The following is a 26277-nucleotide window of genomic DNA, read 5'->3' as shown; positions in this document are numbered from 1 at the left end:
TCATCGAGGGTTCTCGCGATTCCCGGGTTGGCCACAACTCCGCCTGATTGGGCGGAGTCGGAACTGGTGTTGGCCTGGGATGGCCCCCGGCGGAACCTGCTGCGCAACCTGCACGGCCTGTACCAGTTCCTGCCCCGTCCTCCGTCCCCCCTGGCTGCGGATCTGCTCGACATCGCCACCACTGTGTACGGTGCGGACATTGGTGTGCCGCGCGGGCGCAATGAGGACTGGGTGCGTCGCCTCGAGTTGCTGGTGCCCGTACGCGAGCCGGACTTCTGGCAGGACCGGGCCGACGACCTGAGCTACCTGCTCTATGTCCTCACCCGCGACAGCTTCCGCTTCACCTTCGCCCCGCGCGCCGCCGACGCCGCCTCCGAGCCGACCGGCGCCGCTCCCTGCGACGCCGACGCCGTGTGCCTGCTCTCTGGTGGGATCGATTCGCTGGCCGGCGCCCTGATGCTGCAGCGGACAGGCCGCCGGCTGCTTCTGGTGTGCCACCAGTCCGGCAACCCGACGGTGCTGCAGGCGCAGGGGCATGTAGCGAAGCTGCTGGCCGACGCTGTGCCGGGGCACGCGGCGATGGGCTCGGTGCGTCTGCTGCCCAACGGGCGAGGCCCCGAGAGCCCGGCGACCGAACGCGAGCCGTCGCAGCGCTCCCGGGCGTTCCTCTTCACCTCCCTGGCACTGGCCGCGGCCGATGCGCTTGAGGTCAGTGAGGCCTACATCCCCGAGAACGGGATTCTGACGATGGCGCTGCCGCTGGCCGCGGCGCGCGTGGGGGGGCTGTCCACGCGCAGCACCCACCCGAAGGTCATCGCGCTCCTGAACGCCCTGGCGGCCCACTGCGGCCTGGCGGCCACGCTCACCAATCCCTTCCTCTACCAGACCAAGGCCGAGATCATCCGCGACTTCCTGCGCCCGTCGCTGTCGCCCTTCGACATCCAGAAGACCGTGAGCTGCTGGGCTGCCGGGCGCAGCAGCCGCCAGTGCGGGGGCTGCGTGGCCTGCCTGGTGCGACGGCTGGCGATGCTGGCCGCGGGCCTGCCCGATGAGGCCTATGAACTGGACGTGCTGGGCGACCCCGACAGCGCCCATGGCACCGATGCCTACGCCAACCTCGTGGACCTGCTGAGCCTCTGCGCCGACTTCCGCACCCAGTCGGACGCGCAACTGCTCTCCCGCTCGCCCGAACTCCTCGACAGCGCCACCTGCGGCGTGTCCCTCCCCGATACGCTGAGCCTGTACCGGCGCTTCGGGGATGAGGTCCGCCAGGTCGTGCAGGAGCACTTCCCGGCAGCCGCACGGCTGATGCGGTAGGGCGAGAGGTTGAGAGGGCGAGAGGCTGAGAGGATGACACGGCCCGCACGCGACACGAGGTGACGAGAGTGGCGCAGATCAGGCACCACAAGGAGATGCATGTGTGGCAGAACGCCATGGACGCCGCCATGGCGGTCTTCACGTTCACCCAGCGCCTGCCCCGCGATGAGCGCTACTCCCTGTCGGACCAGATCCGCCGCTCGTCTCGCTCCGTGGCCGCCAACATCGCCGAGTCCTGGTGCCGGCGTCGGTACAAGGCTGCGTTCATCGCCAAGCTGTACGACGCCGCGAGCGAGGTCGCGGAGACGCAGACATGGCTTGAATTCGCCCGCCGATGCGGCTATCTTAGCGATACGGATACACTCGCGCTGATGGAGAGCTATGATAGGGTGATGGGGCAACTGATGAACATGGTCAGCAACCCGGATCAGTGGTCCACGGCCTCAGTCCCCGCCACGGATGAGCCCGCCACGTAGACGGGCCGGCGTCACCCTCTCATCCTCTCAGCCTCTCGTCCTCTCTCAGCGACACTGACTCGGAGATCAACCATGACCGCACACCTGCCCCATGACGACATCCGCTGCCGCGTCCACCAGATCGTCAGCGAGACCCCTGTCCTCGACATCCACACCCACCTGTACAGCCCGCCCTTCGGGGACCTGCTGTTGTGGGGGCCGGATGAGCTTGTCACCTATCACTACCTCATCGCCGAGGTCTCACGCACGGACCGCGGCGTGTCGCCCGACCAGTTCTACGCCATGAGCAAGCCCGAGCAGGCCGCGCACATCTGGCAGCGCTGCTTCGTGGAGCATGGCCCGGTGTCGGAAGCGCGGCGGGGCGTGCTGACAGCCCTGACGGCGCTCGGGGCCGATGTGTCGGGCAAGGACTATGCCGCCATCCGCGCCCACTTCGCCGGGCGGACGGTCGAGGAGCACGTGGACGCCGTCTTCGCCGCCGCCAACTGCAGCGGCGTCGTGATGACCAACGATCCGCTCGACGACCTGGAGCGGCCGGTGTGGATGAATGGCTTTGCCGAGGACCCGCGCTTCAAGCCCGCCCTGCGGATTGACGGGCTGCTGGTGTTCCTCCAGAGGAATGTGGACCGACTCGCGAGCATGGGCTATGCCATCAGTACCGCACTGGACAAGACCGACCTCGCCAATGCCCGCCAGTTCCTCAGTAGCTGGATCAGCATGATGGCCCCCATGTACATGGCCGTCTCGCTGCCGGACACCTTCCGCTACCCGGAGGACTCGCTGACCGGCAAGCTCATCGCTGAGGCGGTGCTGCCCGTCTGCCGCGACATGCGCGTGCCGTTTGCGCTGATGATCGGCGTCAAGCGGCTCATCAACCCGTCGCTGAAGCTGGCGGGCGACGGCGTCGGCCGGGCCGATGTGGGCAGCGTCGCCCGCCTGTGTGAGGAGAACCCGGACGTCAACTTCCTGTGCACGCTGCTGTCGCTGGAGAACCAGCACGAGCTGGCCGTCACGGCCCGCAAGTTCCCGAACCTCATGCCCTTCGGTTGCTGGTGGTTCCTCAACGATCCGAGCATGATCGAGCAGATCACGCGGCTGCGCATGGAGCTGCTGGGCACGAGCTTCATTCCGCAGCATTCCGACTGCCGCATCCTTGACCAGCTCGTGTACAAGTGGGCGCACTCACGACCGATCATCGCCGACGTCCTGGCCGAGAAGTACGCCCTGGCGGCCCAGGCGGGCTGGCCGGTGACCGAGGCGGAGATCCGGCGCGATGTGCAGGACGTGCTGAGCGACAACTTCCTGCGGTTCGTCGGGGCGTAGAGCGACGTTCGCGCAGTGGTCGCCCGCTCGGAGCGGCCAGTCCCCCCCAGTAGCGCGGGCGGCCTCGCCCGCGCGGCCGGGGCGGGCAGGCGAGGCCGCCTGCCCTACGGGAGTACCGTTGCTGACTGCGCCGCGCGGCAGCAGAGCGGAACTGGCGACTCGCCCTGCGGGAAGGTGATCGCAGGGCGGCGGCGAAGGGGAGCGTGCGGGGTGACGCAATCGGGTGGCAGTCCGTCGAGGGCGACATGTCTGACGTTGATGCGACCACAGAGAACGAGGAGCTGGCCCGCCTGCTGGGCGGCGAGCTGTCCGAGGTGGCGAAGTTCGCGGCGCAACTGCTGGAGCGCACGGGCGCGTACTCGGTGCTCTGCCCGGCGTGCGGCTCCGGCGAGTGTAGCGCCTTCCTGGCCCGGCGCGGCTTTCGCGTCACGGCTTTCGACGTGTCCGCCCACACGTGCCGCCGCGTGACCCGGACTGCCGGGCTGCTCGGCGTGCAGGTCGAGAGCTTCAGCGACGACATCATCACCCCCCGGCGGGAACTGCGCCAGTTCGACGCCATCTTCTCCCACAACACCCTCCACCAGATGCGTCCCTCGCAGCGCCATGCGCTCCTGCGCAGCTTCTACCGCGCCCTGCGCATGGGCGGCATCCTGGTCGTCTCCGTCCTGTCCATGGAGGACGAGCGTTACGGCTACGGCCGGGAGATCGAGGAGGACACGTTCGACTCCGGGAGCGGCGACAGCATCCATTTCTACAGCGCGCCGGAGCTGCACACCGAGTTGAGCGAGTTCTTCGAGGTGACGCAGATCGAGGAGATGGAGGAGACCCACCGGACGTACGGCGGCAAGCAGCACTACCATCTGTTGGTGGCGACGGGGGTCAAGATGGACTGACTGGGGGTTGGGCACTGGGGACTGGGAACTGGGGACGACAGGACATACAGCAGGGCCGCCGGTGATTCCGGCGGCCCTGGTTCGTTCTAGGGGCAGGAGGGCCTCTGGGTTACCGGGTTAGCGGCACCAATACGCTCGCCCTGTTGCCCTCGGTGTCGGCGGCAGTGATGCGGAGCAGGTAGCGGCCTGACGGCACCCTGGTGCCCGTTCTGCTGCGCCCGGACCATGTCGAGGTGTGCGTGCCCCCCGCCTGGTACCCCACCGGGATGGTCGCCACAGTCCGGCCCGCGATGTTGTGTATGGAGATCTCTACCTCCGCCGCGGACGACAGGCAGTACCCGATCGCGACTCCATCGGGAACAGCACACGCCGACGCCGCGCTGATGACCAGCGTACACAGGCGGCGCTCCGCCGCGGCAATCCGCAAGTGCCGAACCGTCGTGCCCTCACCCGCGGTGAAGGCATAGCTGGCGCTCGTGCGCATGTTCACCGTCCGCCCGGCGTCCAGGTCGGACAGCGTCAGCCCCAGGCGGGCCGGCACCGACGACAAGTCCGGGAAGCGCACGCTCACGGGTGCCCCTGACACGCGGGTCTCGACGCAGACATCCCACGCTGCTTCGGCGCCGGTCGGCAGCAGGCTCACGGCCCGGTGCTCGCCCTCAGCATCCAGGATGTACAGGTCCACATCGCGTGTGGCCAGGGGCGGCGGTGCAGCGATCTGTAGCGCCGCCTCTCCGGCCGTCCGGCCGATGAAGCTCGCCCCGGTAGTGGCACTCCCCACACTGGCCAGCAGGCGCAGGCTCCAGGTCGCTGACGGCTGTGCTGCCGCGTGGGCCTCGGTCGCCGTCGCCGCTGCCAGGCTCACCTCGCCCGCGGCATTGGCCCACACCCACAGACCGCGCCAGGCCGGGATCTCGTGCGCCGCGTCAAGACCCGCCACGTCGCTGACCAGCTCGTAACCCGTGCCATCTGCGCTCTGCCGCCAGGCGAACGGCTCCAACAGCCCGTTGCCGACAACCTGACTCCAGGCCATGCTGGTCTGGTAGGGGTTGCCCAGCAAGTTCCAGCCGTACCAGACATCACAGGTTACGGGCCCGTTGACGGCAGGACCGGTCATCCTCAGCGTCTGCGGGGTGTCGTACTTGGCCCAGTACCCGTAGCCGGGGGTCACGTTGAAGGCCTGCCCCTGGTAGAGGTGGTATGTCTGGGTGGAGACGTCCCAGCCTGTCACACTGGTGGTGGCGAAGACCTGCGCGGCATCACGGCTGTGGGGTGCGAAGGGTAGACCCATGAGCCACGTGCCAGCGGCCTGCTCGTATGTGGGCCAGGATGGGACGGTCAGATTCTGCTGTACACCGAAGATGTAGTTGCCGCCGATGGTGGGATCGGGGTCCTCCCACAGCGTGGTGATCCGCCCCTCGCTGTTGCAGGCGGCGTCTATCAGCCCCTCCGTGGTCTCGGCAGCGGTCACGACGAGTTGCTCAGGCCCGAGAGGAACCATCTGCCGGTCCAGGAGCATGCGGTAGATGTTGGCGCCTCCGCGCCAGGTCAACATGTAGCACGTTCCGGTCCACGACAGGCTGCTGCTCGAGCCACGACCGAAGTCGTCCGTTATGTCGGCACGGGTGACCGGAACCTGCGCCTGCCGCGTGACCGTGCCACTCGTGGACACCACGAACACATCGAACCAGGTCCCGGGATCCCCTGCTGCGGTGCCGTGAGGGACGGCGATGGCATAGGACACCCCGTCGCTAGCGATGCTCGGTCGAGCGTAGTGGGGGCCGACGGTCCCGATGGCGATGGGGGTCGCATCGAGGATCTCGCCAGTCGCCCCCAACCTCATCGCCTTCAGCGGGAAGGTGAAAGGACTTGACTGGTCGGTGAAGACCACCAGGAACTGGGACCCGCAGGAGGCGACCGCCGGGGTGTAGCCATTCGACAAGTACATGCCCTTCCTGGAAACGTCCCCGGTCTGGTCCACGAACGAGCAGTAGGTACCCGGCATGTAGTACTTACTACCATAGACGGCAACGAGCCCTTCGCTCCCAGAGGCCACGCTGACCCCGTCAACATGCCCCGCAGTTGCGAGCGAAATCCGCCCTGGCTCGACGATGGTACCATCGGACCCTACCCGAACTGCCGCGATGGTCTGCGACAGATCGCGGGCTGCGCGTGCCCACACGACCCACCACTCCGACCCGCGAGCGCAGACGGCAGGGATCGTGGTGGTGTCGTCGCCGCCATCGACGTCGATCCCTCGCGGGTCCAAGACGGTCCCAGCGCCGCTGATGCGTCCGAAGTAACACCTGTTGTCGACCTGTGCATTCTTGCCGTCGTAGCGGTAGTCGCGCCACGCGGCGAGGTAGCTGTCACCATTGGCCGCGATGGCGACGTTGGTTTGCAGGATGGGATCGCGGTCGGTCACAACAAATCCCCCCGTCGGGGACACGGAGCCGCTGGCATCCACAAAGGCGCCATGCCTCTGCACACCTGCTTGGCCGTCGCCACTACCGACATCCCAAGTGCAGAACCACCTGGTTCCGTCAAAGATCAGACCACAGTGTTCGCCGTAGAACCAAGCGTCGTCCGATAGCAGCGTTGGCGCGCCGTAGGGCTGACCGTTCACGTCAAGGCGAGAGAGGTACAGCCGGCCTCGATAGGGCAGGGCGGCATCGTACGTGAACCAGACCACCGCGAACCCGTCGCTCCCCGTTCGCACCAAGGGGGATTCCCATGGGCCGCCCAGCGGATCGCCTTGCACGCCTACGAGCGTGGTTGCAGGCCCCAGGGAATGCCCCTCCGTGTCGAGCAGCATGACGCTTGTCGTCTGCGGCCACTCTGCCCCGGATACATGGGTCAGCGCGTACTTCCCGTGCCCGAAGCACATGGAAGTGTGCTCACAGGCGGCCGCATCGGCACCGAGGGGGAACCCGGCGGGGATCGCCGGATTGCCGTCACTCGTGATCTTCGTGCCATAGAGCCGTGGCGTTGCCTCTCGACTGTCAACCCAGGCAATGAAGGCCGCCGTGCCGTCGCTCGCCACTGAGGGGCGCGCCTGGTCGGCTTCGTTGGTGCAGAGACGGGTCCTCTGCACCACAGTCGGCTGGCCCAAGGCGTCGAGGACCGCGTAGTAGAGGCGCCCATGGCTAGTGTAGGCCTCATCATCCCAGGCCCGTACTTCGCGCCACACTGCCAGATAGCCGGCGCCGAAGGGGGCAACATCGAGGTCGTGGATGTTCACGCCAAACGGGTAGGTCAGGGCGACTGGGGTGCCGACGAGGGTGCCGTCGCTCGCGATTGTGACGGCACGTAGGACGGAGTCGTTCTCGGTGAAGAAACAGAGGGCACTGGCTCCGTTCTGCGCCACGGAGGCCAAGGTGTACGGGCTGTCGAGGTAGCCAACTGCTAGCATCTTCGGGACACGATCGACCACGGTCCCGCTGGGGTCTACGCGAACGACTTGCAGCCCATCCGGTCTCGGGCCAGAGTAAAAGCTGTGGAGCGAGAAGTCCAGCAACCGCCCGCCCAGCAGACAGAGACCGTTGATCCCCCATGGATCGCCGGGGTCGGCAACAATCCCGCACGGACGTGTCACATAGCACACCTCGAAACTGCCCGGGGGCGAGGCGGCAGCCACAGCCGGAGGGCCGCGGCGGTCTCGAGTACTCGCGGCACGAGGAAGCGACCGTCGAGGGACAGTGGGGATACGTGTCGTCAGGCTCGGCGATACGAGTGAGCTGGGCAGCACCCAACCGGGATGCACGTTCAACAGCTCTTTGACACGAGGGGACGGCGCCGCGCAAACCACAGACGCGGCGACTGCTAGCGAAAGCGCGATCATCTCAACCATAGTGGAGAAGGCGGAACCCGACCTCTTGCACACTGCGCTCATCTCCCTGTGTCGGAGCTCGAACACTCAGAGGAACAGCGGGCGTACTCTCTACATGGTCGTAATGCGCCGGAACTTGTCAGAGACCTGCCTCACATTGTGAGACTGTTGTATGATCTCGTCAACCGTGTCGTGACGGAGGAGGAACCGGATCCGTCGCTGCCCTCAGGATGACGACAGCTACCTCCGGCCGAACAGCCCCGCGCTGCCCTTCACTTCGCCGGCCTCGGTGCCGAACTGTGCGATCAGTTCGTCCGCGTGCTCGGCGACTTTGCGGAAGGCTGCCGCGTGCTCCTCAATGACCTGCGGGCGGTAGTGCTTGAACCACGGGACCCCGTAGCACCAGCCCTGCATCTGCTCGGTGATCGGCAGGCTGCCGGGGCCCTCGCGTACGTCGCGGCTTGCGTTCGCGATGCGCGTGGGCTTGCCGTGGCCGTAGATGTCCGCCTCGTTGTACAACGGGTGCAGGTGCAGCGCGAAGTTGCAGCCCGGGCTGGTGCCGCAGCCCTCGGCGCTGACCGCCTTGCAGAAGGTGGCGATGGGCAGGCCGTTCAGCTCCTCGGGCCGATACAGCCCATGGGCGGCGTACCAGCCGCCGCAGTGGCTGCCGGAGTCCGTGGGCGGGCGGTGGGCCCGCACGCCGGGCACGCCCTCCAGCAGGTCCCAGAAGTGGTTCATGGACTTGAGGATCTCCTCCATGCGGGCGCGGTAGTGCTTGAGCTGCACGCGGCCGACGGCGGAGGAGAGCTGGTGCATCCGGTACTTGTAGCCGCCCCAGGGCAACCCGGCGAAGTGCTTGAGCGTCGGGTCGGTCAGGTTGCCGGTGCGCTCGTAGTGGCCCCAGGCCTGGGCCCTCTCATACAGGGCGTCATCGTCGGTAATGAGGAACCCGCCCTCGCCGATGGGCAGGGCCTTGCCCGACATGGTGCTCATGGCGTTGATGTGGCCGAAGGTGCCACACAGCTTGCCCTTCCACACCGAGCCGTGGGCATGAGACACATCCTCGATGACCTTGAGGTTGTGCTTCTCGGCGATCGCCATGATCTTGTCCATGTCGCACGGGTAGCCGCAGTAGTGGACCGGGACGATGGCCTTGGTGCGGTCGGTGATGCGGTGCTCGATGTCGCCGGGGTCAATGCACATCGTGTCGCGCTCGACATCGGCGAAAACGACGGTGGCGCCCAGGGAGAAGGCGGGCAGGTTGGTGGCCCAGTAGGTCAGCGAGACGCTGATGATCTCATCGCCTACGCCCACGCCGGCGGCCCACATGGCGGCCTGCAGCGCGGCGGTGCCGGTGTTGCAGCCCAGCGCGTGCTTGACGCCGAACCACTCGGCGTACTCCTTCTCGAATTCGGCAGTCACGTCGGTTCCCGACATGGCCCCCCGACGCAAGACCTGCAGGCAAGCGTCCTCATCTTCCTGGGTGATGATCGGCCAGGTGAACATGTCTTCGACGGGCGTCTGTACGGCTTGGGGTCCGCCAAGGATGGCGAGGTCGGACATGGACGCTCTCTCCTCTGCAAGTCTAGTCGTAAAGCGCGCCTGGCAGCAGGCGCCAGGCGTCGCTCCTGCCCCTTCGGCAAGCGCCACGCGGACTCCTGCCTGCGGCGCTGCCCTCTCACCGCGGCACAGGGGGAGAGCAGCACACCGGCCGTTGTGACCCCGCGGTCGGGGCATGTGGACTTCAAGACGGGCTGTCTAGTCTTGAGCAAAACAGGAGAGTACTGTCCCTCTCGTTGTGCATTGCCGCTTGTACTATCACGCGACATCGCGCCCTGCCAGGCCATAGTAAGGGGGAGTACTGATGGGTCCTGCAGTTGACACCACGCCCGTAAGGGAAGAGCCGTTCGAGCCGGTGCTGGCCATGCGCCTGCTCGGTCAGATGTCACGGATTCGCATTGTCATCGTGTTCGTGCTGTTGCACGGCCTGCTGGCCGCCTCAGCCGGACCGATCTTCAGTCGCGCTGCCGCGTACGGGGGAGTGTCCATCGCGGCCCTACTCGCCATCGCCAGTTACTTCGTCTTCGACTGGCGGCGCGAGTTCGGCCGCGGGCGGCTGGACATGGCCGCCGCCGTCTTCATGGTCGGCGACGTGATGGCGCTGAGCTTCTACATCTACGGCATGGGGGGGATCTACTCCTACTTCTTCCCCCTGCTCCTGTGCGAGGTCGTGTTCGCGGCGTTCTTCTTCCACGGGCTCGAGATCGTGTTCGTGGTGGGGATCGTCTGCTGCTCGCTGACCCTCGCAGCCTTCAGCCAGCACCTGAGCCCCACTTCGCTGACGCAGGCGGGGATCGCCGTGACGGGCGTCATCGTGCTGGCCTGGCTGGCGCATGGTCTCGGGCTCGTCATGCAGCGGGAGCGGATCTTCAACCAGCGCGTCATCCGCCACCTGGGCCAACCCGTGTGCCTGCTGGCCAGCAGCGGCCGGCTGCTGCTCATCAACCCACAGCTCGAGCAGCTCGCCGGCACGACGGCCTCGCGCGTGGTCGGCAAGCACCTGAGCGAGGTGCGGGCGGACGAGGACGCCGGCCTGCTGCCCGTTCTGCTGGCGAACCTCGAGGCGCTGCTGGTCCATGAGGATGCCGACGGGCAGGACATTGAGGTCAAGAGCCCCGAGCCGGTCACGCTGCGTCGTAGTGTCGTGCCGTGCCCGTCGCCGACCGGAGCGCCGGTAGGCTGGGTGGTCCTGTGGCAGGACATCACGGACCTGGTGGAGAGCGTGAAGGCCCAGGAGATGGGCCTGTCGCTCGTGAGCCACGAGATGCGCTCCCCCATCACGTGCCTGCGCCTGTTGATTGACGTGCTCAGCAACATCACCGATACCGACGGCGAGCAGCGCGAGCGCGTGATCACTCACCTGATGGAGGAGACCGACCGCCTGTCGCGGCTGGTCGCCTCCGTGCTGGACCTGGCGCAGTTCGACAACCCCGACTTCCAGATGGAGCTGAGCGACCTGGAGCCCCTGGGGCTGGTCCGCCGAGTGGGCTCGCTCTTTGTCCTGAGGGGCGCCGAGGCCAAGGTGAACTTCACCTGCGAGTGCCCGGACGCTCTGCCCGGTATCCAGGCCCATGAGGATCGGCTGGAGCAGGTGCTGATCAACCTGTGCGAGAACGCGATCAACCACACCCCCGAGGGCGGCCAGGTGTCCCTGCACGCCCGCTCGACGCCGACGACGCTGATCCTCGAAGTCCGTGACACGGGTCTGGGCATCCCTGACAACATCAAGGAGCACATCTTCGACAAGTTCTACAGCGGGGGGACAGTGATCAGCGGTCCGGGGCGTCTGCGCGTGTCGGGCGGGCTCGGATTGGGGTTGGCGCTGACCAAGCGCATCGTGGAACTGCACGGCGGGACGATCGCCGTGGACAGCCGCCCGGGAGGCGGCACCACCTTCACCGTCAGCTTGCCGGCAGACCGGCGGCGGACCACCGCGAGTGACGAGGCCATCGCCGCGGCGGTGCTGGCGCGGCGAGCCGCCGCCGCTGTCACGCTCTAGCTGCAGACACACGAAGTCCCCGGCAGCAGCAGCCCGTTTGGCTGCTGCTGCCGGGGACTACTGTCTTCGGGAGCCCTGCTACAGCCCGAATATCCGCTTGGCGTTCAGCCCCATGATCAGCCGCTTCTCGTCGTCGGTGAGGCGGGACATGAGCATCCGCCCCATGCCCGGGCGCGGGTCAATGAACGGGTTGTCGGTGCCGAAGATGACCCGCTCGGCCCCGACCCGGCGCACGACCTCGGGCACGGCGTCGAAGGTGAGGCCCGACCCCGTCGTGTCCAGCATCACGTTCGGACACAGCTTCGCGATCGCGCAGTTGGTGTCAATGACGCTCCAGCCACTGAGGGCATGGCCGATGATGAACGTGACCCGGGGGAAGGTCTCCGCCAGGCCGTGCAGGGTCTCCTTGCCATTGACCGAACCCCCGGTCCAGTTGTGCGACAGGATCGGCAGGCTGTGCGCCTCGGCATACTCCAGCGCCGGGGTGTAGTGCTCGTGGCAGGCCGGGGCGGAATGGCAGGCCGGGTGGAACTTGAAGCCGATGATGCCGCCGTGGCTGTCCCAGTGCGCGATCTCAGCCTCGACCTCCGCGCGCGGGTAGTTGGGGTTGATCGTCACGAAGGGGCGCAGGCGCCCCGGGAACTCCGCGGCGGCCGCGTAGGCGTCGCGGTTGCCCTGCAGATAGCAGGGGCCGATGCAGATGTGCGGGGCGACGATCGTCACGTCAATGCCGACGAGGTCCATGGCGTGGACCATTGAGGCCGGCGTGCCCTGCTCGGGGATATGGAAGTTGTACCAGGTCCCCATGTGGGCGTGGGCGTCCACGATGAGTTCGTCCCTGAGTATCTCGCCGGTGAGGCAGGCGGTGCGGAAGTTGGTAGCCATGGTTCGTTTCTCCTGTGCAGACGTCCGGCGCGTGGGGCCGCGTGTCCCCACGCCGCGATTGCGCGCGTGAGGACACGCGCGCCCACGCGACAGCCTACCAGTCCTCGACCCCCAGCAGCTTCGCCAGCGTGTTGCCGGCGATCAGGCGCTTGCTGGCCTCGGGCAGCTCGGCATACATCACCTGGGCGATGGGGCCGCCGCCATCCAGCAGCGGCAGGCCGGTGCCGAACACGAGGCGCTCGGGCCCGAAGCGCCGGGCCACGTCCTCGATCCCCCGCATGATCTGGTAGGTGGCGATCTCCAGGTACAGGTTGTCGTGCTGCTCGAACAGCGGGTAGATGTACCGGTCTATCCGATATGAGGTCGCCAGCAGGATGACCGGGAGGGCGGAGTAGGTCTGCACAATGCGGGCCAGCTGGTCCCACTCCACCTGCGCCAGCTCAAGGAGGATCGGCACCTGGTAGTCGGCCAGGGCCGTCAGCAGCGGGCCGCAAGTCCAGTCGCTGAGCATGTACGAGTGGGCTTTGGGGTACAGCCGGGCCGCCCCGTTGCGACGCTTGAGGTCGGCCGCGAAGGCCGCCGGGCTGTCCATCTCCTGCGTGGCGTGGGGCAACGGCACCAGACAGGGGTGCATCCGGGCGCAGCCGTCCAGTTCTTCCAGGAGCTTGCGGTTGCCGCCCCCGGCGTCCCATTCGGGCGCCCAGGCGTGGTACACGAGGGCGCGCTCAACCCCCAGGTAGTCCATCTCGGCCAGTAGGCCGGGGACGTCCAGAATGTGCTCGGGACGGACGACTCCCGCCCGGCCTACGCGCATGTTACAGTCAAAGAAGCGTATGTTGCGACCGCTCGCGCCGCCTGCGTTAGCCATGGCGCGTCAACCTCCGATCCAGAATGCGGGGCTGTTCGCCATCGTGGACGAAATGCCTTCCCATCCTCGCCCCGGCGCATTACAATGTGGCTCAATTCGCACGGGAGGAACACCATGAAGAAGATTGTGGCCCTGCTGGGCAGCCCCCGTACGGGCAGCAACAGCGCCCTGATTGCCGAGAGGATCATTGCCAGCGCCAGCGCCCTGGGCGCGACCAGCGAGACTTTTGCGCTCTACAAGCTCAACTACAGCGGCTGCGTCGCCTGCATGGGCTGCAAGAAGTCGTCCGACGAGTGCGTGCTGCGCGATGACCTGACCCACGCGCTGCGGGCCATCCGCGAGGCCGACATCCTCATCCTCGCCACGCCGGTGTACTTCGGGCAGATCACCGGCCCGATGAAGAGCGCCATTGACCGAATGTACTCGTTTGTCCCGCCGGAGTACCTGTCGGGTGGCAGCAAGACGCGCCTGGCCCCCGGCAAGCACTGTGTGTTCATCACCACCCAGGGCGCGCCCGACCCGGCCGCCTTCGCTGACCTTACCGCCATCTACGAGATGTTCTTCGGCCCGGGCTGGTTCGGCTTCGAGACCCATGTCGTCCGCGGACTGGGCCTGTCGGTGCCGGGCGCGGCGGCGGAGAACGCAGAGCTGATGCAGCAGGCCGAGGAGCTGGGCCGCAAGCTCATGGCGTAGATGGCGCGTGGGAGGGTCTCGATGGACATCATCTGCGCCTCCATCTGCTATCGCGGCTACGAACCGGACGAAGTCGCCGCGACGCTGAAGTACGCCCCGGCGTGCGGCTATCGCTTCATGGAGATTCACGGGCCGATGGTGTGGTCTCTGGAGGCCGTCGCGCGCTTTGACGTGGACAGGCTCAAGCGTGAGGCGGCGGCCGCCGGGATGGTCTGCCGGGGGCTCTACCCGCCGGGCTGGGGCGGAGTGGACGCTGACGATGTGGCTGCTCGGGCGCGCGCCATCGCCCGGTGTGTCGAGTACGCCGAGGCCCTCGGCGGCACGCACATTTCCACGAGCGGGGCTGAGCAGCACGGTACGCCCGGGGCGCTGGACCGCGTCATCGACTGCGCCGGACAGGTGCTCGCGCTGGTGCGGCGGGATACGCCCATCACGCTGACGCTGGAGCCGCACCTGGGGAATGTGCTACAGGACTGGGGGGACTTCGAGCGAGTTCTCGAGGCCCTGCCTGATGAGCGTCTCGGCATCTGCGTGGACACCGGGCATTTCCATGCCGCCGGGGTCAATACGGTGGAGTTCATCCGCCACTTCGGGCCGCGCATCCACGCTGTCCACCTGAAGGACCACCTGGGCGCCGTATCGGTCGGCATCGGGCGTGGGGAGATTGACCTGCGAGCGGAGATCGCGGCGCTGGCGAGTGTGGGCTATGCCGGGGGCCTGACCGTCGAGCTGGAGGTCCAGGACCCACAGAACCTGCCACGCTACACGCAGGAAGCGTACCTGTACGTGAGCGGGCTGGTGGGGAGCAAGCTATGAGGGTCGGCTGCCAGACCTACACCTGGGAGATGCTCGGGGAGGACTGGCGGGGGCGCGTCACCGACATGCTGGACTGGGTCGCCGCCGCGGGCTACGAGGGCGTCGAGATCACCAACACGATGATCCGGGAGTTCCGCGACCAGCCCCGCGAGTTCCTGAGCGAGTTGGCCCGGCGCAACCTGCGTCTCGCCACGTTTGCCTACGCTTCCCCCAGCGGCTTCAGCGACCCCGACCGGGCCAGGAGCGATCTGGCCGGGGCCGACCACGCCATCCGCTTCCTGGCCCACTTCCCCGGCGTGCAGCTTGGGTTGGGGGGCGCGGCCAGTGGCGACCCGGTTGACCGCCGCAGCCGCCTGGACCATGCCCTTGCCCTGTACAACGAGATCGGGCGGCGGGCCCACGAGGCCGGCATCGTGGCCCATGTGCACCCGCATTCCCATCACGGCTCGCTGCTGGAGACGGCCGAGGAGTATGAGTACCTGCTGGATCGCCTCGACCCGACCTGCCTGCGGTTCGGCCCCGACACGGGCCACATCGTCCGCGGCGGGCAGGACCTGCTGACCTGCCTGCGCCGCTGTCTGCCGCGGGTGAGCCACCTGCACCTCAAGGACGCCGACGCCCAGGGGCGATGGCAGCCGCTGGGCCAGGGCATCTGTGACTTCCCGGCTGTCCTGGCGCTACTGACAGAGACGGGGTATGATGGTTGGGTGGTGTGCGAGGAGGAGTCGGACTCGGCCCGGCACAGCGGCGTGGCCGCCATTCGCCACAACCGGGAGTACCTGAAGACACTGGGCTACTAGCGTGGCGGCGCAGTTCATGGCGCCCCTGGCGCGATGGATCGCGCCACTACAGGAAAGGCACAGAGGCATGTCTGCAAGCGAAGGACCGCGCATCTCGTATCGAGGGCACCTGGACGAACTGCGCAACACCGTGCTGCGCATGGGTACGTTCGCCGAGGAGATGCTGATCCGCGCCATGACGGCTCTGGTCAATCAGGATGTGGCCCTGGCGCGCGAGGTCCATCGCAGCGATGATGTCGCCGATGACCTGGACTTCGAGATAGATCGCAAGTGCACGTCGCTCCTGGCGTCCCAACAGCCGATGGCCGGCGACCTGCGGGACATACTGGGCGCGCTCAAGATCGCGACGGATTTGGAGCGCATCGCCGACTACGCCAAGGACATCGCCAAGGTCGCCATCGCCGTGGGTGAGGAGCGATGGTTCAAGCCGCTGGCGGACATCCAGCGGATGGGCGAGGTGGCTGTCGAGCAGTTGCGGCAGGCGCTGCGGGCCTTCGCCGACCACGACCTGGACCTAGCCCGCGACGTCGCCCGTGGGGATGAGCAACTGGATGACCTGTGGCACGGGCTGTGGGCCGAGCTGCCGGAGCGGATGCAGGCCGAGCCGGCCGTCGTGCCGCAGGCCATGCGGCTGGTGCTGGTGGCGCGCTACCTGGAGCGCATCGGCGACCACACCGTCAATGTCATGGAGCGCCTGCAATACATGGATACGGGCCGCCGCGAGGCCCTGACGGACTGACCGGGCCCCGCCGTCGGCCCCCCCATCACCTCGAGGCCACAGCCATGCGGAGTGCACTTGTGCTGGCGTTGCTGTTGCTGGTCGTGGGCGCCGTCGGCGCCGGGGGCTCGTACTTCACCGCCAGTTCGGTGGGCACCTGGTACGCGCAGCTCCACAAGCCGGCCTACACGCCTCCGAGTTGGCTGTTCGCGCCCGTGTGGACGCTCCTGTATCTGTTCATGGCTGTGGCCATGTGGCTGGTCTGGCGGCAGGAGGAGGCCGAGGAGGTCGCTCAGGTGACCCCGCCACAGGTGATGTGGGTGGCGCAGCTCGTGCTGAACCTGGGCTGGTCGGTCATCTTCTTCGGCCTGCGCGAGCCGGGGCTGGCGCTCGTGGAGGTCATCCTGCTGTGGAGCGCCGTGCTGGCGACGACGTTCGTCTTCTTCCAGGTCTCCCGGTCCGCCGGGCTGCTCATGGCGCCCTACCTGCTCTGGCTGACCTTCGCCGCGGTCCTGAACTTCGGCATCTGGTATGGGAATTAGGGATTGGGGATTGGGGGTTGGGGATTGGGACCGGGGGGCGGGAGCCGGGGGAGGCGTCGTGGGGTGTCCGGCGGAGCGCGTAGCGCGGAGGCGGACGGGGCCCCGCGACCGTTGATGGAACTGATGACACTCGCCGTCACGGGGCGAGGCGATGGAGACAGCCATGTCCGAGGACGCAACTGCCGCACTGCATGAGGAGCTGGCCCGGCTGCGCGAAGAGCGCCAGGCCGTGCTCCTCGTCCACAACTACCAGAACCCTGAGGTCCAGGACGTTGCCGACTTCCTCGGCGATTCGCTGGGCCTGAGCCGCCAGGCCGCCGCGACCGACGCCGCCACCATCGTCTTCTGCGGCGTCCACTTCATGGCGCAGACAGCCAAGCTGCTGTCGCCGGACAAGGTCGTGCTCCTGCCCGAGATCGCGGCCGGCTGCCCCATGGCCGACATGATCACCCCGGAGTCGCTCCGCGCGTTCAAGGCCGAGCACCCCGGCCTGCCGGTGGTCGCGTACGTGAACACGACGGCCGAGGTGAAGGCCGAGTGCGACATCTGCTGCACGTCGGCCAATGCCGTGCAGGTCGTGCGGTCGCTGCCTGAGGACCGCCTCCTGTTCGTGCCCGATCAGTACCTGGCGCAGTGGGTGGCGCAGCAGGTGCCCGACAAGGAGATCATCCCCTACGGGGGCTTCTGCCCGACGCACGCGCGCATCAACCCCCGGGAACTGCAGGAGGCCAAGACGGCGCACCCGGAGGCCCTGACCATCGGCCACCCGGAATGCCCGCCGGATATCCTGGCCCTCTGTGACGCCGTGCGCTCCACTTCAGGCATGGTCAAGTTCGCCCGTGAGAGTCCCGCGCGGGAGTTCATCATCGCCACCGAGTGCGGCATGGTGTACCGCCTGCAGCAGGATATCCCCGGCAAGATCTTCCACGGCCTGGACAGCATCGTCTGCCCCAACATGAAGCGGACGACGCTGCAGAGCGTCGTGACGGCCCTGCGCGAGCTGCGCACCCAGATCGAGATCCCCGACGACATTGCCGCGGCCGCGCGGCGAGCCGTGCAGCGGATGGTGGAGATCGGGTAGCAGGCGGCGGGGGCCTGTAGGGCGGGGGCTCGTACCCCGCCCAGGCCCGACAGGAGTGTCGGGTGTACCTACGCCCGCCCAGGCCCGACAAGAGTGTCGGGCGTACCTGTGCCCCGCCGTACGCCCGACATTCCTGTCGGGCGCGCCTGGCGCGCTGAGTTGACTTGCACCGCTTCGCGCTGTTACCCTATGGCCCGGAGAGAGCACCCATGCGCGTCCTCATCACCGGGGCTCGGGGCATGCTGGGCACCGAGCTGTTGTTGCGCCGTCCGCCCGGATGGACGGTCATCGGCGTGGATATCGAGGATGGCGACCTGACCGACGCGGCCGCGGCGCTGCGGCTGATGTCGGCCCATGAGCCACAGGTCGTGATCCACTGCGCCGCCTGGGCCGACGTGGACGGCTGCACGCGCGACCCCGCCCGGGCGATGCTGCTGAACGCCGGCGCCACGGCGAATGTGACGGCGGCCTGCCGGCGGGTGGGTGCTCGACTCATCACGCTCAGCACCGACTACGTCTTTGCCGGCGATCTGGACCGCGCGTACGTCGAGGATGACACACCCCGACCGCTCAACCCGTATGGCGAGAGCAAGCTGGCCGGCGAGCGCGCCGCCGCGGCGCTGCCCGACCACCTGATCGTGCGGACCCAGTGGCTATACGGGCCGGCCGGCAAGAACTTCGTCGCCACGATCGTCCGCGCCGCCCGTACCCATGACAAGCTGCGGGTGGTGGCCGACGAGTGGGGCTCGCCGACGTACACCCGCGACCTGGCCGAGGGTCTCTGGCGGCTGGCGCCGACGGCGACGACCGGCATCGTGCATCTGACCAACAGTGGCGTCTGCTCCTGGCACGACCTGGCCGTCCGCGCCACGCGCCTGGCCGGTATCGCCGTGGAGATCGAGCCGATCTCCAGCAGTGAGTGGAACAGCCCGACCGTTCGGCCGCACTACTCCCCGCTCGACAATCGCCGCTGGCGCGAGTTGGGCTGGGAGCCGCTGCGACCGTGGACCGAGGCTGTCGAGGAATTCGTCCGCGAGCACCTGGCGGAGGCCCCGCCTCCGCACGAGGAGTCTGCACAGCCATGAGCGGCATGATCCGCAGTCGCGCGCCGGTGCGCATTGACTTCGCCGGGGGCTGGACCGATGTGCCGCCCTTCAGCGCCGAGGCCGGCGGCTTTGTCGTGAACGCCACCATCACGCGCTATGCCTACGCGGCCCTCACGCCGAGCCCCGACGGCGAGTACCGCCTCGAGTCGGGCGACTACGACACCTATGTCGAGGCGCGCGACATCCGCCAGATGGAGTACGACGGTAACCTGGACCTCCTGAAGGCCGCCGTGCGGCGCATGGACCTGTCCATCGGCGGCCACATCGTCACCCGCAGTGATGCGCCCCCGGGTTCCGGCACGGGCTCTTCGGCCTCGATGGGTGTCGCGCTGGTGGGGTTACTGGCGGAGGCCACCTGTAGGGCGGGGGCTTGTACCCCGCCGGGCGGGGTTCAAGCCCCCGCCCTACAGCGCGCCGAAATCGCGGCGCTGGCCAACAAGCTGGAAATCGAGGAGCTGCGCATCCAGGGCGGCAGGCAGGACCAGTACGCCGCGGCCCTCGGCGGCATCTCGTTCATGGGCTTCAAGGACCCCGAGGTGACCACCGAACGCCTCGCGGTGTCACGCGACTTCCTGTATGAGCTGGAAAAGCACCTGCTGCTGATCTACACGGGCAAGTCACGCCTGTCCGGCGACATCATCAGCCGCGTCATGGGCGCCTACCAGAGCGGCGATGGGCAGGTCCGCACCGCGCTGATGAACCTGCGCCAGGCAGCCCAGGACATGAAGGCCGCCTTCCTGGCCGAGGATCTGGAACGCGTCGGCGAGGTGCTGGACTTCAACTGGGAGAACCAGAAGCTCCTGTATCCGGAGATGACCACCCCCAAGACCGAGGCGCTGCTGACGGTGGCGCGGCCGGAGGGCGTGCTGGGGGCCAAGGCCTGCGGCGCCGGCGGTGGCGGCTGCATTCTGCTGCTGTGCGACCGCGACCGCGAGCATCACGTCCGCCGGGCCGTCACCGACCTGGGCGGCATACCGATTGACTTCAATTTCGATCACGACGGTCTGCAGACATGGCGGCCACAAGGGCGGGGCGCATGAACCACCTGGATCTCGGCGTAGACCATCCGTCGTTCTCGTTCACCTGCGACGGCCAGCCCTCCGCCGACGCCCTTGGCGGCTGGCAGCGCGAGACCCGTGAGCCTGCACGGGGTGTGCGCGAGGTCGTCTACACGTCCCCGGATGGCCTGGCGCTCACGGCCACCTATCGGCGCTTCGAGGGCAGCGAAGCCGTCGAGGTCCTGCTGCAACTCGAGCACAGGGGCGACGCCGACAGCGGCCTCGTGGCCGACCTGCTGCCCTTGGATGTGACGCTCCCGCTGCCCGAGAGCGCGGCAGCGACGCTGCTGCACGCCAAGGGCAGCCTCTGCCAGATGGACGACTTCGAGCCGCTGAGCACGGCTTTGCGCCCCGGCCCGCCGGTGACGCTGGAACCCCGCGGTGGCCGCTCGTCCAACGGCACGTTGCCCTTCATAAACCTGCAACTGCCCCAGGGCGGGATCGTCCTGGCCATCGGTTGGTCGGGGCAGTGGCGGGTCAGCCTCACGCGCGACGGCGCCGGCCTGCGCCTGACCGCCGGGATGGCGCACACGCACTTCCGGTTGCACCCCGGGGAGAGCGTCCGCACGCCCCGCCTCCTGCTCGTGCCCTGGCAGGGCGATGCGCCGGAGGCCGGGCAGAACGAGCTGCGGCAGCTCATTCTGCAGCACTACTCGCCGCTGGATCCCGACGGCCGTCCCTGCCTGCCGCCGCTGTCGCACAACACGATGATGACGTACTACACGGCCGGCACAACCAACGAGCACGAGATGCTGCAGATGCTGCGGCGCTGCGCCGAGCTGGGGCTGGAGGCCTTCTGGATCGACGCCTGTTGGTATGGGACCGTGGGCAACTCGAAGACCCCCGAGGACGGCTGGGCTGCCAACGCCGGCAACTGGTTCTACAACCGCCAGAACTTCCCCGACGGCCTGGCCCGCATCGGCGAGGCCGTGGCGGAAGAGGGCATGGACTTCGTCGTCTGGTTCGAGCCCGAGCGCGTCTACCGGGGCAGCATGGTCGAGCGCGAGCATCCCGAACACCTGCTGCGTCTCCCGGACAACCCGACGGGCCTGTTCAACCTCGGCGATCCCGCCGGGCTTGCCTACCTGACCGACCTGCTCTCCGGCTTCATCAGCGACGCGGGGATCACGATCTACCGTCAGGACTTCAACATGGATCCCCTGGCCTACTGGCAGGCCGCCGACGCGCCCGATCGGCAGGGCGTCGCCGAGATGAAGTACGTGGCGGGCCTGTACGAGCTGTGGGACGAGCTGCGCCGCCGCCATCCGGGGCTGCGCATTGATAACTGCTCCAGTGGTGGCCGCCGCATTGACCTGGAGACGATCCGCCGCTCCTACCCCCTGTGGCGCAGCGACTTCTCCGACGCCGGCGGCCCCAGCCACGGCCTGGCCCTGCCCATCGCCGATCAGGTCGTCAACGGCCTGGCGGCGTGGGTGCCGCTGCAAAGCGGCGCCGTGTGGTCTGCCGAGCCCTACCGTTGGCGCAGCGCCATCGCCACCGGCGCATCGCTGTATGGCGACATCCAGGGCGAGGGCTGGCCGGTTGAGCAGACGCGCCAGGCGCTGGCGGAGGCGAAGCGGCTGCGGCCCTTCATGCTGGCCGACTACTACCGGCTGAACGCCGTGACGACGGCGGCCCATGACTGGTCGGCCCACCAGTTCCACGACCCGCAGACCGACGCGGGTTACGCGCTGTTCTTCCGGCGGCACGAGAGCCGCTTCCCGACGCTGGAAGCGCAACTGCAGGGCCTGGACCCCGCGGCGACCTATGGGGTCGTCCGGCGCGAGGGCTATGAGGAGACCTCGCGCGAGACGATGTCCGGACAGGAACTCACCTCCCTGGTGGTCACGATCTGTGAGCGCCCGGGGACGCTGCTCGTCGAGTACGAGAAGACATCCCGATAGAGAGATGAAGGGAACTGGCATGAACTACGACGTCGCCAACATGGACCTGGCCGAGGCCGGGGCGCTGCGGGCCGACTGGGCCGAGCGTCAGATGGCCGTACTCCGGCTCATCCGCGAGCGCTTCGCGCAAAGCAAGCCGCTGGCCGGGCAGCGCATCGCCGCCTGCCTGCACGTCACGACTGAGACCGTCAACCTGATGAAGACGCTGGTGGCCGGAGGCGCGGAAGTGGCGCTGTGCGCCAGCAACCCCCTGAGCACACAGGACGACGCCGCCGCGCATCTCGTGGACTGCGGCGTCCCCGTCTTCGCCGTCCACGGCGAGGACAAGGACCTCTACTACAGCCACATCAATGCCGTGCTGGACATGCAGCCGACGCTCACGATTGATGACGGCGCCGACCTCATCAACACGCTGCACACGACGCGGACGGAGCTGATCGCGGGCCTCAAGGGCGGCATGGAGGAGACGACGACCGGCGTGATCCGCCTGCGCGCCATGGCGGCCGACGGCGCTCTGCGCTACCCGGTCATCGCCGTCAACGACGCCAACACTAAGCACCTGTTCGACAACTACTACGGCACCGGACAGTCCTCGATGGACGGCATTCTGCGGGCCACAAACATCCTGCTGGCCGGCAAGAACTTCGTCGTCTGCGGCTACGGCCAGTGCGGCAAGGGCGTGGCGGCCCGGGCCCACGGGATGGGCGCGCGCGTGATCGTCGTCGAGGTGGACCCGCTGGCGGCCCTGCAGGCCGTCATGGATGGCTACCAGGTCATGCCGATCATGGCCGCGGCCCGGGTTGGCGACATCTTCATCACCGTCACCGGCGACACGTCCGTCATCCGCCCCGAGCACTTCGAGGTAATGAAGGACGGCGCGATCCTGTGCAACTCGGGCCATTTCGATGTCGAGGTGGACCTCCAGGGGCTGGCGGCGATGGCCTCGGCCCCGCGTGAGATCCGGCACGAGTGCCGTGAGTACACGCTGGAGGATGGCCGGCGGCTGATCGTCCTGGGCGAGGGGCGCCTGGTGAACCTCGCCGCCGCCGAGGGCCACCCCGCGGCGGTCATGGACATGAGCTTCGCCAACCAGGCGCTCTGCGCCGAGTTCGTGGCCCGATGCGACTGCCTGGCCATTGACGTGCACTCCGTGCCGGGCGAGATTGACGCCGAGGTCGCCTTGCTCAAGCTCCGCTCGATGGGCATAGAGATTGACCAGCTCACCGCCGAGCAGGCCAAGTACCTGTCGAGCTGGCAGCACGGGACGTAGGCAGGACTCGCGACACTATCAGCGAAATGGGCCTGACCGCCTCACACGGTCAGGCCTGTTCGCTTCCCGCGTGTGAATGTGCCCATGGATACCAACACCCTCTGCTTTGCCCTAGCCCTGGTCGCCGCGTCCGCGCTCACCATCCTGGTGGATGCCTGGGAGCGCTGGCGCCTGGCACGCCCCGGCGGGCCCTATGCGGCCGCTGACTTCTGCGGCGTCATCGCCCTCGTCGGCCTAGCGGCGGGCCTGTGTGGCGGCGGCTCCGCCTCGGCTCCGCTGCCGATGCTCCTGGCCGTCGGCGCCGTCGTCTTCCTGGTCAGCGCCGTCACCGACCAGTGGCGCCCCTCGCGCGGCCTGCGCTTTGTGGCGGCTGTGGCGGGCGGGCTGGTGCTGTGCCACTATGGCGTTGGCGTCACGAGCATCAAGCTCCCCTTCAGCGCCGACTACGTGAACCTCGCCTGGCTGGGGCCGGTGTTGAGCGCCCTGTGGCTGGCAGTGACGGCCTCGCTGTTCGCCCGCGCCGGCACCATCCCCCGGGTCTCGCTCGGGGTGGCGGCGCTGGCTTCCGGCACACTGTATCTCGTCTGCCTCCTGCAGCCCGAGGTCACCGGCCCGGCCACGCGCCTGCTGACGCTGCTGTTGTTCGCCGTCACCTTGCCCATGGCGCTCCTGCCCCAGTACCTGACCCATCGCGGCGCCACGGCCGGCTTCTACCTGCTCGGCTTCCTCCTCGGCGCCGCTTCCATCATGGGGGCGCTGAAGCACACGGCGCTGCTGGTGGCGCTGCTGCCGCTCATGGTCATCGGCGTCCCGCTGTTCGCCACAGCCTATTCATGGCTCGCGGACCTCGTACGGGGGCCGCGTGGGCCGGGACATCCTGGACCGGCCAGTGGGCGGTCCTTGAAGTCCCGCCCCACGCAGCATCCGCACCTCCACGAGATTCTGCTGCAGCAGGGCTACTCGACGCGGCAGGTCGCCACGATCCTCCTGGCCGGGACGACCATTCTCTGTGCCCTGGCGCTGCTGCTGGTCGTGGCCATCGAGCTCAACTTCGCGCTCAAGCTCCTGCTGGTCCTGGTCGTGGCCCTTGGGGCGCTGGCGGCACTCTATGTGCTGCTGCGGATGATGAAGCCGGCCCGTCCCCCGCAGCAACCGGACGAGATACGTCTCCTGGGCGTGCGCGTGGACCGGGTCACGATGGCCGGGGCGATGGAACGGGTCGAGCAGTTCATGCGGCAGGACACGCCGCACATGATCGTGACCAGCGACGCCACGGGCCTGATGAGGGCCCAGGATGACGACGAGCTGCGGGCCATCGTCAACGCCGCCGATCTCGTCACCGCCGATGGCGCAGGCGTGATCCTGTCGGCCCGGCTGCTGAACATGCCGCTGGATGTGCGCGTGTCGGGCTGCGACATGGTCGGGGAGATCAGCAAGGTCGCGGCCCGCCTCGGGCGGTCGGTCTACCTGCTGGGAGCGGCCCCCGGCGTGGCCGACAAGGCCGCCGAGAACCTGCAGAAGATGGCCCCGGGGCTGGTCGTCGCGGGCTGCCGCGACGGCTACTTCAAGCCCGAGGACGAGGCCGCGCTCATCGCCGACATCGCCGCGGCGCATCCCGGCGCCCTGTTTGTGGCCCTGGGCATCCCCCGTCAGGAGAAGTGGATCAAGGCCCACATGCAGGAACTGGGGGTGCCGGTCTGCATCGGGATCGGCGGCAGCTTCGACGTCATTTCGGGTCTGAAGAAGCGCGCCCCGGTCTGGATGCAGCGCACCGGTCTGGAATGGTTCTATCGGGTGGCCAAGGAGCCCAGCCGCCTCCCGCGCCTGGTCGCCCTCCCGCGCATCGTGCTGATGACCTTCGCCTACCTGCTCCGCCCGCCGACACAGGGGCGCGACGATCCGGACGCCTAGTCACGGCCGCGCGCCGTCTGCCCCGAGCGCAGTCGCAGAAGGAGGTTGCACCTCACCGGCGACGAATTGCGCCGGTGGTTCCCTGCTGCACACGCTGATCGTGCTGCGGAAAGTGAGTTCCCTGTATGGCTGAAGTCCTGATCGTCGGCTCCATGGCGCTGGATACCATCGAGACCCCCTTTGGCAAGGTGGAGGAGATCGTGGGCGGGGCGGGGGTCTATGCCTCCATCGCCGCCAGCTTCTTCGCGCCCGTCAACCTCATCGGCGTGGTCGGTGACGACTACCCCCAGGCGTCGCTGGACTTCCTGGCCGACCGGGGCATCAGCCTCGACGGGGTCCAGGTCGTGCCCGGGGGCAAGACGTTCCGCTGGGCGGGGCGCTATGAGTACGACATGAGCGCCGCGGACACGCTGGACACACAACTGGGGGTGTTCGGCGACTTCGCCCCCGCCGTGCCCGAGAGCTACCATCACTCCCGCTACGTGTTCCTGGCCAACATCCTGCCCTCGGTGCAGTTAGCGGTGATTGAGCAAATCGGTGCGGGCTGCTTCGTAGTGGCGGATACGATGAACTTCTGGATCGAGCGCTCGCGCGAGGACCTCTACAAGGTGCTCGAGCGCGTGGACCTGATGCTGCTGAATGACGCCGAGATCCGGCAGCTTACCGGCCAGCCCAACCTGGCGCGCGCCGCCCAGGAAGTCCTGAGGATGGGCCCCAGCTACGTCGTGATCAAGAAGGGCGAGTACGGGGCAACGCTGGTGAGCGAGGCCGGCAGCTTCACGCTGCCGTGCTACCCGCTGCAGACGGTGCTCGACCCGACCGGCGCGGGCGACTCCTTCGCCGGCGGCTTCATCGGCTACCTGGCCTGGGCCGCCTCGTGCGAGGACCCGGACCTGCGCCGGGCTACCGCGATCGGCACAGTCATGGCCAGCCGCTGCGTGGAGAGCTTCGGTCTTGACAGCCTGGCCGGCACGACCACGCGCGACATCTACGATCGCTACTTCGCCCTCAAGCGCATGGTCGAGTTCCAGGAGCTGCCGGAGGGGCTGTAGAGGCCGTGGGAGCGCGGCTCTCCAGAGCCGCAGCCGTGCGTGCGGGCCGAGCCTGACGGTCGCGGTCGGTGACCGCTCCCACGACGTTCCTGTCTGTGTCTCGCGGTCGGTGACTGACGGTCGCGGTCGGTGACCGCTCCCACGACGTCCCTGTCTGTGTGCTGTGTGTGGGAGCG

At 67.9% G+C, this 26277-nt stretch carries 21 protein-coding genes; 17 read left to right on the top strand and 4 right to left on the bottom strand.

Translation table 11 applies throughout. The features are described from left to right. Positions 1–66: 66 nt before the first annotated feature. The 4 genes from LLH23_11195 (at position 67) to LLH23_11180 (ending at position 4009) form a co-directional block, all read left to right on the top strand. Complete coding sequence (locus LLH23_11195; protein MCE5239047.1) at positions 67–1317, top strand: 7-cyano-7-deazaguanine synthase; 1251 nt, start codon at positions 67–69, stop codon at positions 1315–1317. Positions 1318–1385: 68 nt separating this feature from the next. Then, positions 1386–1793, top strand: a complete 408-nt coding sequence (locus tag LLH23_11190) for a four helix bundle protein (GenBank protein MCE5239046.1) — start codon at positions 1386–1388, stop codon at positions 1791–1793. Between the two features lie 72 nt (positions 1794–1865). Then, positions 1866–3116 (top strand): glucuronate isomerase, encoded by a 1251-nt coding sequence (locus tag LLH23_11185; GenBank protein MCE5239045.1) that lies wholly within the window; start codon positions 1866–1868, stop codon positions 3114–3116. Between the two features lie 245 nt (positions 3117–3361). After that, on the top strand, positions 3362–4009 hold the full coding sequence (locus tag LLH23_11180) for a class I SAM-dependent methyltransferase (GenBank protein ID MCE5239044.1): 648 nt from the start codon (positions 3362–3364) through the stop codon (positions 4007–4009). Between the two features lie 109 nt (positions 4010–4118). Here LLH23_11180 and LLH23_11175 read toward each other — a convergent pair whose 3' ends face one another. Both LLH23_11175 and LLH23_11170 read right to left on the bottom strand, forming a co-directional pair. After that, positions 4119–7421: a hypothetical protein gene (locus LLH23_11175; GenBank protein MCE5239043.1), complete on the bottom strand. Its 3303-nt coding sequence runs from the start codon at positions 7419–7421 to the stop codon at positions 4119–4121. A gap of 657 nt (positions 7422–8078) precedes the next feature. Beyond that, a complete protein-coding gene (locus LLH23_11170) occupies positions 8079–9401 on the bottom strand; it encodes a DegT/DnrJ/EryC1/StrS family aminotransferase (GenBank protein MCE5239042.1) in 1323 nt (440 codons plus the stop codon). A 301-nt stretch (positions 9402–9702) separates the two neighbouring features. On the opposite strand from LLH23_11170, the gene LLH23_11165 reads away from it, so the two are divergent. Then, on the top strand, positions 9703–11397 hold the full coding sequence (locus tag LLH23_11165; GenBank protein ID MCE5239041.1) for a PAS domain-containing protein: 1695 nt from the start codon (positions 9703–9705) through the stop codon (positions 11395–11397). A 78-nt stretch (positions 11398–11475) separates the two neighbouring features. On the opposite strand, the gene LLH23_11160 is transcribed toward LLH23_11165, so the two are convergent. Further along, positions 11476–12282 (bottom strand): amidohydrolase family protein, encoded by an 807-nt coding sequence (locus tag LLH23_11160; protein ID MCE5239040.1) that lies wholly within the window; start codon positions 12280–12282, stop codon positions 11476–11478. 94 nt (positions 12283–12376) lie between these two features. Further along, a complete protein-coding gene (locus tag LLH23_11155; protein MCE5239039.1) occupies positions 12377–13150 on the bottom strand; it encodes a hypothetical protein in 774 nt (257 codons plus the stop codon). A 114-nt stretch (positions 13151–13264) separates the two neighbouring features. Between LLH23_11155 and LLH23_11150 the strand changes: the two genes are divergently transcribed. From LLH23_11150 to LLH23_11095, 12 genes are all read left to right on the top strand, one after another. After that, entirely contained in the window at positions 13265–13843 is a 579-nt protein-coding gene (locus LLH23_11150) for a flavodoxin family protein (protein ID MCE5239038.1), read from the top strand. Positions 13844–13864: 21 nt separating this feature from the next. Continuing rightward, positions 13865–14659, top strand: coding sequence for a sugar phosphate isomerase/epimerase (locus tag LLH23_11145; protein ID MCE5239037.1), 795 nt, complete (start codon positions 13865–13867; stop codon positions 14657–14659). Further along, a complete protein-coding gene (locus LLH23_11140) occupies positions 14656–15459 on the top strand; it encodes a sugar phosphate isomerase/epimerase (GenBank protein ID MCE5239036.1) in 804 nt (267 codons plus the stop codon). The genes LLH23_11145 and LLH23_11140 overlap by 4 nt, the downstream gene beginning before the upstream one ends. A 67-nt stretch (positions 15460–15526) precedes the next feature. Beyond that, positions 15527–16198 (top strand): phosphate signaling complex protein PhoU, encoded by a 672-nt coding sequence (gene phoU / locus LLH23_11135; GenBank protein MCE5239035.1) that lies wholly within the window; start codon positions 15527–15529, stop codon positions 16196–16198. A 44-nt stretch (positions 16199–16242) separates the two neighbouring features. Continuing rightward, a complete protein-coding gene (locus LLH23_11130; GenBank protein MCE5239034.1) occupies positions 16243–16719 on the top strand; it encodes a tryptophan-rich sensory protein in 477 nt (158 codons plus the stop codon). A 163-nt stretch (positions 16720–16882) separates the two neighbouring features. Continuing rightward, positions 16883–17800, top strand: a complete 918-nt coding sequence (gene nadA / locus LLH23_11125) for a quinolinate synthase NadA (protein ID MCE5239033.1) — start codon at positions 16883–16885, stop codon at positions 17798–17800. A gap of 209 nt (positions 17801–18009) precedes the next feature. Further along, on the top strand, positions 18010–18885 hold the full coding sequence (rfbD, locus tag LLH23_11120; GenBank protein ID MCE5239032.1) for a dTDP-4-dehydrorhamnose reductase: 876 nt from the start codon (positions 18010–18012) through the stop codon (positions 18883–18885). Beyond that, complete coding sequence (locus tag LLH23_11115) at positions 18882–19946, top strand: GHMP kinase (GenBank protein MCE5239031.1); 1065 nt, start codon at positions 18882–18884, stop codon at positions 19944–19946. The genes rfbD and LLH23_11115 overlap by 4 nt, the downstream gene beginning before the upstream one ends. Further along, complete coding sequence (locus LLH23_11110) at positions 19943–21868, top strand: alpha-galactosidase (protein MCE5239030.1); 1926 nt, start codon at positions 19943–19945, stop codon at positions 21866–21868. Before LLH23_11115 ends, LLH23_11110 begins: the two co-directional genes overlap by 4 nt. Before the next feature lie 19 nt (positions 21869–21887). After that, positions 21888–23138, top strand: a complete 1251-nt coding sequence (ahcY, locus tag LLH23_11105) for an adenosylhomocysteinase (GenBank protein ID MCE5239029.1) — start codon at positions 21888–21890, stop codon at positions 23136–23138. 84 nt (positions 23139–23222) lie between these two features. Then, positions 23223–25049, top strand: coding sequence for a WecB/TagA/CpsF family glycosyltransferase (locus tag LLH23_11100; GenBank protein ID MCE5239028.1), 1827 nt, complete (start codon positions 23223–23225; stop codon positions 25047–25049). Between the two features lie 125 nt (positions 25050–25174). After that, positions 25175–26101: a PfkB family carbohydrate kinase gene (locus LLH23_11095; GenBank protein ID MCE5239027.1), complete on the top strand. Its 927-nt coding sequence runs from the start codon at positions 25175–25177 to the stop codon at positions 26099–26101. The last annotated feature ends 176 nt before the right edge of the window (positions 26102–26277 follow it).

It is taken from the genome of bacterium, from assembly GCA_021372615.1.
Taxonomy (GTDB): domain Bacteria; phylum Armatimonadota; class Zipacnadia; order Zipacnadales; family UBA11051; genus JAJFUB01.
This window is presented reverse-complemented; position numbering and strand designations above follow the sequence as displayed.